Source organism: Sphaerobacter sp., assembly GCF_019683595.1.
Classification (GTDB): domain Bacteria; phylum Chloroflexota; class Chloroflexia; order Thermomicrobiales; family Thermomicrobiaceae; genus Sphaerobacter.
Window position 1 is genome coordinate 1 of the sequence record NZ_JADGHZ010000127.1, and the last position, 10,384, is coordinate 10,384.

Here is a 10,384-nt window from a genome sequence, read left to right on the forward strand (position 1 = left end):
GGGGGGGCCCCCCCCCCGCAATTTTGCCAACAATCAGATATGGCGGGCCCCTCACCACGGTGAGGCGACGGCTTCCCAGTTTCGGTGCTTGGCCAGAAGGAGTCTGGGGCAGATATCAGACGACCGAGCGGGCGATGCTCGCTCCGGCGATCACCGCGTCACGCCCGTCCGCCGGCTGCCTGCTGTTTCGCCCGCCTGGTGGCCCAGTTCCCGGTCGAGGGAGATCGCTGCGTCGATCAGCGACAGGTGAGTGAACGCCTGTGGGAAGTTGCCGATCTGTTCACCCGTCAGCCCGATCTCCTCCGAGTAGAGTCCCAGGTGGTTGGCGTAGGTCAGCATCTTCTCGAAGGTCACCCGCGCCTGGTCGACCTGACCAGCCTGCGCCAGCGCATCGACATAGGCGAAGGTGCAGAGCGAGAAGGTTCCCTCAGAGCCGCGTAGGCCGTCGGGCGACGCTTCTGGGTCATAGCGGTACACGAGGCTGTCCGTGACAAGCTCGCCGTCCATCGCCTGCAACGTCGAGAGCCACATCGGGTCGGTTGGGCTGATGAAGCCGACGGTTGGCATCCGCAGCAGCGACGCGTCGAGCACGTCCGTGTTGTAGTGCTGCACGAACGCCTTGCGGTCGCGACTCCACCCCCGCTCCATGATCTGGTTATAGATGGCGTCCCGTTCCGTCCGCCAACGGTCGATCGGCGCCGGTCGCCCGTAACTCTCCGCGAGCCGGACCCCGCGCTCCAGGGCCACCCAGCTCATCAGGCGTCCGTAGGTGAAGTCCTGCCGGCCGCCTCGGGTCTCCCAGATGCCTTCCTCCGGCTGGTCCCAGTTATCGGACAGCCAGTTCAGCACCTCGGAGATTCCCTGCCAACCTTGATGGCCAATGCGGACGCCGCTGCGGTGGGCGACGTAGATGCTGTCCAGCGCCTCGCCGTAGATATCGAGCTGGAGTTGCTCCGCGGCGCCGTTGCCGATGTGGACCGGGCGTGAGCCGCGGTATCCCTCCCAGTGCTCGAGGATCTCCTCGCTGAGGTCGCTCGACCCATCAATCCGGTACATGATGTTCAGCGGGCCGCCATCGCTGCCGGCCCGCTCGTTCACGCGGTCCCGCAGCCACTGCCCCAGAGCCGCGGCCTCCTCGGTGAAGCCCAGGCTGAGCAGGGAGTAGACGGAGAAGGAGGCATCGCGTACCCAGGTGTAGCGGTAGTCCCAGTTGCGCTCGCCGCCGATCTGTTCGGGCAGTGATGCGGTCGGCGCGGCCACCAGCCCTCCGGTCGGCGCGTAGGTCATAAGCTTGAGCGTGATCGCCGAGCGCTCGACCGCTTCCCGCCAGCGGCCGGTGTAGTTTGAGTGGGCGAGCCAGGTCTCCCAGTATCGCTCCGTGTCGTCGAAGAGTTGGGCCACCTCGGCAACCCGGACCTCCCGCGGCGGTCCCGCCACGCCCGTCTCCAGGATCATGCCGCGCATTTCCCCGGCCGTAAGCGGGATCTCGGCGTGGAGATCACCACGCTCGTCCACTTGGCCCCGGCCGACACGCTTGTCCCCCGGCTCTCGCACCACGTGAACCGTTGCGGACGTGCGGCTACCTTGGAACACAGCGCCATTGTCGGTCAGATGGGTCTCGTGTGCTTCACGGCCGTAATCAAAGCGCGGCGCGATGTCCAGCGCGAACGTCATCTTGCCGCGGACGCACCGGACCATACGCACGATGCGATGCGTGTCCGATGCGACGGTGCTGTCAACGACGGGCATGAAGTCGGCGACTTCCCCAACGCCCTCCTCGGTCATGAATCGGGTGACCAGGATCGCCGTGTCGGGGAAGTAGAGTTGCTTGCTCGTGAACACGTCGGCGGTGGGGCGGACGCGGCAATGCCCGCCACGCTCCTGGTCGAGGAGTGCTCCGAAAATGCTCGGGGAGTCGAACCGGGGTGCGCAGAACCAGTCGATTGAGCCGTCGGTCGCCACCAGCGCCGCGGTCTGGAGGTCACCGATCAGGCCGTGGTCGGCGATGAGTGGATAGTCGGCCATGGGATGGTTCCCTTCTCAGTATGACGGTGTCCTCGAACGGTGCGCGGCGGCCTCTTCCTCCGTTCCGCCTCGCGACACCCTTGGCGACGGAGGCACACCAGACCCGGAGGAGGCCACGGGATCGTTACTGGCTGCGGTGATCGTCGAAAAGTTGGGCTGGATCCCTCCCCTCCAAGGCGAATAGCAGCGGTTCGCTGCCGACAACCAGCGTCGAGGGGAAACGCAGGACGGCGACGAGGCGGGCGCCCGCCGAGTGAGAGCCGTTGAACCCACGGTCGGTTTGCCGGGGGATCGGGGCCATGGAAAGGCATCCCAACGTGATGAGGCGCCGTGGATCCATGAGGGCGCTCAGGCACGCACGACTTGTGCCCGGATCGCGCGCGAGGCACGGCAACCGCATGGGACCGCCGGCAGCGGGTGAAGCGTTCCGCTGCGGTGAAACGGCACCGGACTAGGCCCGCCGCCCGGCATGTGCCTGGGGAGGGTGGTGTGAGGATCCCACGGCGCGGCGAACTTCCCGCCACCCGCCTCGGCGACGCTCGGCAGTCGCCCGGGCCGTTCAGGCAGGAGGGGGAGACGCAGCAGCCGGTATGGCGGATGCTTTCGTCAATGTCCACCACCCGCTCCCGACGGCGCTGACGGCCGGCAGCGTCCACCCACGGCGTTGCGTATGCGATCGGAATAGCCAGGGCGGAAGGGCCATTCGGGCTCGATGCCGGGTGTGCGGCTGGTAGGCGCCGTCTAGCGCGTCTGGCAGTGGACACAAACGGCTAGCACATGGGGGTCTGTGCAATGGTCGAGACATGTGCGTGGCGGGGATGGATACGATGACCGAGTCACCAACCGCGTCACCAGAGGGAGGGGCGAGGACCATCACGCGCTGGCGCTGGCTCGGGTTGGGCGCGATCGTCGTGCTGGCAGCGGCACTGGGCATGGCGGCGCTCCTCGCCACGGCCGCGGTCACTGCCGCACCGGTCGTGTTTCTCTCAGTGGGCCTGCTGGTCTTCGTCGGTGTCTCAGCAGGTGGTATTGCCCTGGCGACACGGCGGTTGCCCCCTGGCCACCGGGAGCGCACTCGCCGGATCGCCTTCGCGGTCGGTACCTTGGCAGGGATCTCCGTCTTCTGCCTCACAATGCTCGTGCCGCTTCAAGATCCGCGGCTGCCACCCGCGCCCGTCGACGGGTTGGCGTTCTGGGATCTGCCCACCGGCTCGCGCATCGCCTACGCGTACCGCCCAGCCGCCGCCGACGCTCATCGTGACACCCCTGTCGTCTTTATCCCCGGCGGACCAGGCGTAGCCGACATGCGCGGCGACCTGGAGTACTTCGGCCAGCTCACCCGGGACGGATTCGACGTCTACGTCTACGACACCCTGGGCGTCGGCCGATCAACGCGCCTGGACGACCCGCGCGGCTATACGCTGGAGCGCGACGTGGCGGATCTTGCGGCGATTCGGGAACAGATCGGCGCGGAGCGCCTGATCCTGATCGGCCACTCCTACGGGGCCGTGGTCGCCGCCGCGTTCCTGGCTCAGTACCCGGACTCGGTGGAGCGGGTGATCTTCTCGTCCCCTGGTGGCCTGTACTCCCTCCCGGCCGCGGGCGGCAACAACATCCAGAGCTGGCTGACGACGGGGGAGCTGGTGGCCCTGTACCGCCTCTTGCTCTGGCCTAGGGCGACCTTCATCTGGGGCTTGGTCCAGATCAATCCCCAGGCCGCCCACGCGCTGGGGGACGATCCCGAGATGGATGCCCGCTACGACCGGGTCTACAACCGCACCCGTCCCTCTCTGCATTGCCGGGGCAAGCCACTCGGTGATGAGCTGCACGGCCTGGGCTTTTACACGAACTCAGTACCGCGCCAGCCGTGGGCATGGCTGCGCCCCGCGCTGGCGGGAAAGACGGCTCCCGCGCTCGTGATCAAGGGGTCCTGCGACTACCTGACCTGGGACTCGGCCATCGACTATCTGCGCACGCTCCCCAACGCCACGCTCGCCTACCTGCCCGATGCCGGTCACAACGCCTACCAGGACCAGCCGGAGCGGTTCCTGGACGATATCCGGGCCTTTCTGCTGGGGGAGTCGCCACCGGACGTGCTCTCCGACACCCGTAAGCCGGCCGACTATGAGGGGCCCGACTAGAGCGACGCTGCGCCGAACGTGAGGTGGGCGAGCCACGGCATCGTGGCTCGCCCGCATCGACACGTGCCTCGTGAGACGCACCTCGCGTGGGATCACCCCATCCGGGGAGCAGCGTCACGGCATGGGTGGAATATTCTGGTTCAGGCGGAAGACGTTGTCCGGATCGTACGTGCGCTTGACCTCGGCCAGGCGTCGGAAGGTTGCGTCCGGGTACGCCTCATGGATGCGCTCCTCACCGTCATCGTCGAGGAAGTTCACGTAGGTACCGGAGGCAGCGGGCCGGATCGCGTCCCAAAGGCGGGTGACCCAGGCGCGGTGCATCGCGGCGTCCTCGGCCGGGTCCATCCACACGTTGACAATGGCGACGAAGAGCGCGCGGTCGCGATGCGCGAAGGCCGTAGCGTCCGCCGGCACCCGCGCCATCTCCCCGCCGAGCCCCCGTAGCTGCACGATACCGAGCGGAGACGTTGGATTCTCCATCGCGGCGAGCATGGCGTCGATGGCATCCGGAGGCAGCGTATCAGCGAACCCTGCGCGAAGTGCGCTTCCATGCGGCACCGTACCCGCCTCGGTGAAGGCAAACATCTCCGGATACGGCAGCGGCGCGACCATCTCCGCGATCGGCGTGGCGAGCGCACAGAGCGGCTCAAGCGCCCGCTGTCCCTCGTCGGCTGGTCCGACGAAGCAGACCATCACCACGAACGCCAGCTCCCCATGCTGCTCTTCCGGGACGAACGGTAGGGGAGGAACCCGCATCAGGTCGGCGATGGTCGTCAGCCGCTCGTCGGCCTGAGGTGCGTAGGCGAGGTAGCCCTCGATCACCTCGCGGCTCGCCGGCAGGATCAGCACGCCACCCAGCACCGTACCCACTGGCCGGAGCTGAAACTCGAACCGGGTGGCGATGCCGAAGTTGCCGCCGCCACCGCGCAACGCCCAGAACAGATCGGCGTGCTCGTCCGCCGAGGCCGTCAGGAGACGGCCATCGGCCGTTGCGACCTCGACCGCGCGCAGGTTGTCGATGGTGGGTCCGTGCGCCCGGACGAGCCAGCCGATGCCGCCACCGAGCGTCAGACCCCCTACGCCGACCGTAGCCGAATCGCCGGTCGAGAGTGCCAGCCCGTAGGGCTGCGCGTGCCCGGCCAGGTCGGCTGACGTCGCGCCGGGCTGCACGTGGGCCGTCGCGTGCTCCGGGTCGATGTCGATCGCGTTCATCCGGGAGAGATCTACCACGACACCGTCGTTCGTCGTGCTCAGACCGGACGCGCTGTGGCCGCCGCTCCGGACCGCCAGCGGCAGGTCGTGGTCACGGGCGAATTCGATCCCGAGGATGACGTCATAGGCGTCCGCGGCGCGGACGATAAGCGCGGGGTAACGATCTACGGTCACGTTTAACACCCGGCGCGCGGCATCGTAGCGCGGGTCATCCGGCAGGATCACGTCGCCATAGACGCGGTCCCGGAGCGCGCCGATTGCTCCAGAGGTGATGCGCGCGCGAGTTACGTCACGTACCTGTGCCATCTTGCTTGTCCTTTCGATCCGCTCGTTCCATCAGCCGGTTGGGACCGCGGCACGGTCCTGGCTGGCGCCGCGTGGGTTGGGGCTAGCGGACGGTAAAGGCCTTGATCATCCCGAGGTGAGAATGCGCCTGGCCGCTGGCCGGGTCGGGGATATTGCAGATCGCGATGTAGTCGCCCGGCGGGAGGTTGAGGTGCATGTAACCCTCGCCTCCCGGGCTGATGCCGTTGATGCCGCCCACGGCCTGATAGGGGGGCGGACCGGACGGAGCCGCCTCCCAGGCCTGCGCGTCGGCCAGCGTCTTCCCCGGCGCCAGCTTCAGCAGGTTCAGCTCATGCGGCTGTTCTCCTGCGTTCACCACGCGATACGTCGCGGGGCCTGCCGGCAAGCTGTCCGGCATGTCGAAGGCAAAGTCCGCCATCGTGAAGGTGCCGCTCGACTCCGGCAGGGAGGAGAGCATGGCCTGACCGGTCACCAGGAGCGGAGCCATCATCCCCTTGGCGAAGTGCGGCTGCCCGTCGCCGCTCGGGACGAAACAGGCGATGACGTAGGTCCCCGGGATCAGATCGACCATCACATCAGCGCTGCCGTGTCCGCTGACCGCCCCGACCCCGCCGACCAGCGTGGCCATAGCCGGCACCGCGGCTTCTCCTTCTTCCATCAGCGCGGTTGCGAACTGGTCGTAGCTCACGCCGTCGTTCAACCGGATCAACTGGGCGTGGTGCAGTTCCTGGCCATAGTTGGTCAGCCGGAGCGTGACCCGTCCTGCCTCGATCGTCTGCGGGGCGCTGAAGGTGAATTCGCCCGCGCCTACCTCAACGACGTGCACCGCCTCCGCCGATGTCGTCCGGCAGCCCAGCATGAGGGCACCCACCCCAAGGGCGATGAGCAGGAGCAGCCCCGTACGGAAATTGCGAGCTGTCGACATCCCGACCTCTCCTTCGTTCATCCGAGAGCGTCGTGTGGTTCGGGTCTCTCACCACACGTGAGGGACGGTCCCGAGGATAGGCAGGCAGGACGCGACGAACGTCGGCAAAACCGACTGTTCTGCCCTCCTCGATTTCGAGGAAGCTGCGACGAACCCGGTCACAACCGCACGGCGCACCGGACGGCGACCCGCCGATCACGCGGGAGCGGTCGCTCGACGGCATCTGACAGAATCGTCACGGATTTGGTTGCGCAATCACGAGCTGGTATAGTTCGCGATCGGCCAGACGAGAACGCTTTGGGTTACCGATACTATGACTTCTCAACTGGAGGATCGCGATACCCATCGAAGCGTGAGGGACACGACCGACGCGCTGAGCAGTCCCCTCCGTGTCCCTTTAGCGTCGCCCGGTACGGCGACGACTGCCGAGCAGCCCTACCCCGTACCATCACACCGAGTCCCCGGATCCCGCTCGCGGCCGCCTTGCTGTCTTTTGTCATGATCGCCTGGGTGGTCGTGAACCTGGCGACCGGCTGGGTCGGGTTCGCGACGTTCGTCCCCAACGGTCTCCGCGGTGGCATGGAGGCGGCGATCTCACTCGCCCGGCTCTTCGCGGCCTTCGTCCTGGTCTTGATCGTTGCCGACGGCGTGGGCGCGCGCCTGCGGTGGTTGGCCGCGGGGTTCGTTGTCTTGGGCCTGGGGCAATTCGCGTTCGGGTACGTCGAGCCGATTCTGGTCGAGTCGACCAGCCTGGACCAATCCCTCTACGAGATGATCCTCGTGCGGGCGCTCGCTGCCGCCCTCTTCGTCATCGGGTTGGTGTCCCGAAAGCCGCAGCGCTTCACCGAACGGTCCGCCGTTGGTGTCGCACCCGTCACCGCGGCGTTCGTCGCCGGGTACGTCACGCTGAGCCGGTGGGGGCTGGTCCCGCCGCTGGTGATGATCGGAAGGCTGGATGAGGCCGCCCGGCGCGGCATCGCGCCGATGACGTGGCTGACCGGTTGGCATTGGGCAGTCGCGGCCGTGCCCTTCGGGCTCGCCGTCTTCGCCGGCGCAGGTTCCCTCTGGCGCTACCGTCGTGGCGAGATCGGGGGCTGGGTTCCCCTGGGGATCATCCTGCTTGCCGGCTCGGAGCTGCACGACTCGCTCTGGCCATCGGCCTACGGCAACTCCGCACTGCTCAACACCGCGGACGTCCTACGCTTGACGATGGCGGCGGTGATCGTGGCCGGCGGCGCGTTGGAGTTGAAGCGCCTCGCGGCTGAGCGCGCTCGACTGTTGGCCACCGAGCGCGAGCGTGCCCGCCGCCTGGAGGAGTTGACGCGGCTCAAGGCCGACTTCACCGCAATGGTCGCGCACGAGCTCGGTTACCCGCTCTCCGCCATCCGGCGACTGACCGAACTCCTTGCCCGGGACGGCGTCAACCCGGAACTACGCGACCGCACGCTTGCCTCAATCCTCAGGGAGACTGACGCACTGGATAGCCTGGTCGCCGATGTCCAGGCTATGGCGACGGTCGAGCGCGACGACTTTCGGGTCGACCCGCACCCGCTCCCGGTCAGTTCCCTGGTCGAACTCGCCGTGGCGCACTCCGAGGCCCACCCGGACGGTCGAGCACCCCTCGGGATTTCCCTCGACGGCCTCGCAGGCGATGAGTTGGTTTTGGCCGATCGCGAGCGGATCGGCCAGGTGCTGCGCAACCTCCTTTGCAACGTAGCCAGATACTCGCCGCCCGAAAGCCCGATCGAGCTGCGAGTCGCCACGGCCAGCGACGGACGTGTCCGCGTCGAAGTAGCCGACCATGGACCGGGGATCCACCCCGACGACCTCGAGCGCATCTTCGACAAGTTCGCCCGGGGCCGGTATGGGCACGAAGGATCACCTGCTGGCGCCGGGTTGGGTCTGTACCTGGCACGGCGAATCGCTCGCGCCCACGGCTCGGATATCACGGTGCGGTCGAAGCCGGGCGCCGGCTCCACGTTCGCGTTCGAACTGATGGGGGTCACCGGGACATAGGAGAGGCCAGGGCGATGATCCACGTCATGCTGATTGACGATCATGCCTCAACCCGTGAGCCGCTGGCCTTCATGCTGGAGCAGGAGTCCGACCTGACCGTAGTGGCGCAGGCCGGATCGTTGGCCCAAGCGCGTGAGGCGCTTGACACACCCGACTTGTGCGTGGACGTGGTGGTCGTAGACCTTGGTCTGCCCGACGGCTCAGGTGAAGAGCTCATCCCCGAGCTCCGCGAGTCCCTCCCCAACGCCCATGCGCTGGTCCTGACGTACTTCTCCGACCACGAGCGGCTGGCGCGGGCGGTCGCGGCCGGTGCGGCAGGCATCCTCCACAAATCAGTGCCCGTCGGGGACGTGGTCGACGCCGTCCGGCGGCTCAACGCCGGGGAGCAACTGCTCACCGTCCCCGACGTCGTCGAAGCGCTCCGCTTCGTGGATCAGGAGCGCCGCCGCCAGCGCGAAGCCCGGCAGGCGTTCGAGCCGCTTACCGAGCGCGAACGGGAGGTACTCCAGGCTTTGGCCGACGGGCTGAGCGACAAAGAGATTGCAGAGCGCCTTTACATCAGCACCGCGACCGTACGGACCCACATCACCTCGATCCTCGGGAAGCTCGACGCCAACTCGCGGCTGCAGGCGGTCGTCATTGCGGCCCGCAACAACCTCGTAGCGCTCGGCTAGTCGTCCCCAAGCAGGCACCTCCGAACCTCTCGGATACGTTGTGAGGGTGGTCGAATCGCGAACCACCCGCACCCCAATCCCCAATTCCATCGAGCACCAAACCAACGAATTCGAGGACGCCCCCGGTGCTCCCGTCCGCCATCATCGTCCGCGTCGGCGCACCACCGGGTGCGAGCGATGTCTGACCTGGAGGCTCCCGATCTGTCCTTCCAAAGGCACCGGCGGTGGGTCGCACATGTCAACCGGCAGAGCTGGACGGGCGGTCTCGGCAGCCGTCGACAAGTCGGCCCGGCTTAGCCGCCTGATCAAGCCCGCCGGTTGCCGCAGATGCCCGGAGAGTGACGGCGTCCGACGCCGTTACGAACCCCGGCCCAGGAAAGGGGGCTACCGTGCCTACGGTGATGCTCTACGCCGGGCGCATCCCGCACCACCACGATGATCCGGACCAGCGGCGAGCCAGCGCCGAGGCGGTGGACGGACCGAAGCGCGCGAACGCGTCGAAGCGCCCGCCCATCGCATTCCCTCGCTGGGTCATCCCCGGCGGCGGCTCGCGGAGTATCGCGAACCGTCGTCTCGTGGAAACCCGCTTGTCCCGGCCGATTGATGGACGATGCGGCCCTGTGTGGCTGCAGAATACGGAGTAGGTGATGACGACGCGGACAACCACGCGGCTGGACGACCAGCTCGCACAGATCCTCACCGACCTCGCGGTCGATCTCGAGCACGAGGACGCACGGCAGTCAGTGGACAGCCCCGGTTCGGCAGAGCCGGACCCCCCGCGCCGGGAGACCGTCGACGGCACCGACGACGCCCAGCTCCGGGAGACGCTCGCCGCGATGCACCGGGCGCTGGCGGACCTCGACATTTCCCTGAGCTGGTTCATCGACCGGGAAGATCGGGTTCGCCTTCTCGTCGCCTGGACCGAGGAGATCGGTCCGGAGCCAACAGCGATGGCTCTCCGGACCCGCAGCTACGAGTACTCGCTCAGTCGCTGCGAGGCGGCGATGCTGACGCTGTCGGTGCTGGTGGCGGATCTGGCCCGGCAGGAGGTTTGAACCAAAGGCGGCGGGCGAGAGCGCCCGCCG

General features: G+C 67.5%; 7 protein-coding genes. 4 read left to right on the forward strand and 3 right to left on the reverse strand.

Annotated elements, in window-relative coordinates; genetic code table 11:
- Nucleotides 1-150 precede the first annotated feature (150 nt).
- On the reverse strand, nt 151-2,025 hold the full coding sequence (locus IRZ30_RS12480) for a glycoside hydrolase family 15 protein (protein ID WP_294085580.1): 1,875 nt from the start codon (nt 2,023-2,025) through the stop codon (nt 151-153).
- An 827-nt stretch (nt 2,026-2,852) separates the two neighbouring features.
- On the opposite strand from IRZ30_RS12480, the gene IRZ30_RS12485 reads away from it, so the two are divergent.
- On the forward strand, nt 2,853-4,166 hold the full coding sequence (locus tag IRZ30_RS12485) for an alpha/beta hydrolase (RefSeq protein WP_294085582.1): 1,314 nt from the start codon (nt 2,853-2,855) through the stop codon (nt 4,164-4,166).
- A gap of 114 nt (nt 4,167-4,280) precedes the next feature.
- On the opposite strand, the gene IRZ30_RS12490 is transcribed toward IRZ30_RS12485, so the two are convergent.
- The gene (locus IRZ30_RS12490; protein ID WP_294085583.1) at nt 4,281-5,684 is read right to left on the reverse strand and encodes an FAD-binding oxidoreductase; all 1,404 of its coding nucleotides are present in this window, start codon (nt 5,682-5,684) and stop codon (nt 4,281-4,283) included.
- Between the two features lie 82 nt (nt 5,685-5,766).
- Nucleotides 5,767-6,609 (reverse strand): hypothetical protein, encoded by an 843-nt coding sequence (locus IRZ30_RS12495; RefSeq protein ID WP_294085584.1) that lies wholly within the window; start codon nt 6,607-6,609, stop codon nt 5,767-5,769.
- Nucleotides 6,610-7,107: 498 nt separating this feature from the next.
- Between IRZ30_RS12495 and IRZ30_RS12500 the strand changes: the two genes are divergently transcribed.
- From IRZ30_RS12500 to IRZ30_RS12510, 3 genes are all read left to right on the forward strand, one after another.
- A complete protein-coding gene (locus tag IRZ30_RS12500; protein WP_294085585.1) occupies nt 7,108-8,625 on the forward strand; it encodes a HAMP domain-containing sensor histidine kinase in 1,518 nt (505 codons plus the stop codon).
- Nucleotides 8,626-8,639: 14 nt separating this feature from the next.
- Entirely contained in the window at nt 8,640-9,299 is a 660-nt protein-coding gene (locus tag IRZ30_RS12505; protein ID WP_294085586.1) for a response regulator transcription factor, read from the forward strand.
- Between the two features lie 647 nt (nt 9,300-9,946).
- Nucleotides 9,947-10,354, forward strand: a complete 408-nt coding sequence (locus tag IRZ30_RS12510; RefSeq protein WP_294085588.1) for a hypothetical protein — start codon at nt 9,947-9,949, stop codon at nt 10,352-10,354.
- Nucleotides 10,355-10,384: the final 30 nt, after the last annotated feature.

Excerpts from the sequence above, each read along its gene's own strand:
- IRZ30_RS12490 (WP_294085583.1), bottom strand. The coding sequence starts at position 5,684 with ATGGCACAGGTACGTGACGTAACTCGCGCGCGCATCACCTCTGGAGCA.
- IRZ30_RS12510 (WP_294085588.1), top strand. The coding sequence starts at position 9,947 with ATGACGACGCGGACAACCACGCGGCTGGACGACCAGCTCGCACAGATC.
- IRZ30_RS12505 (WP_294085586.1), top strand. The coding sequence starts at position 8,640 with ATGATCCACGTCATGCTGATTGACGATCATGCCTCAACCCGTGAGCCG.
- IRZ30_RS12495 (WP_294085584.1), bottom strand. The coding sequence starts at position 6,609 with ATGTCGACAGCTCGCAATTTCCGTACGGGGCTGCTCCTGCTCATCGCC.
- IRZ30_RS12500 (WP_294085585.1), top strand. The coding sequence starts at position 7,108 with ATGATCGCCTGGGTGGTCGTGAACCTGGCGACCGGCTGGGTCGGGTTC.
- IRZ30_RS12485 (WP_294085582.1), top strand. The coding sequence starts at position 2,853 with ATGACCGAGTCACCAACCGCGTCACCAGAGGGAGGGGCGAGGACCATC.
- IRZ30_RS12480 (WP_294085580.1), bottom strand. The coding sequence starts at position 2,025 with ATGGCCGACTATCCACTCATCGCCGACCACGGCCTGATCGGTGACCTC.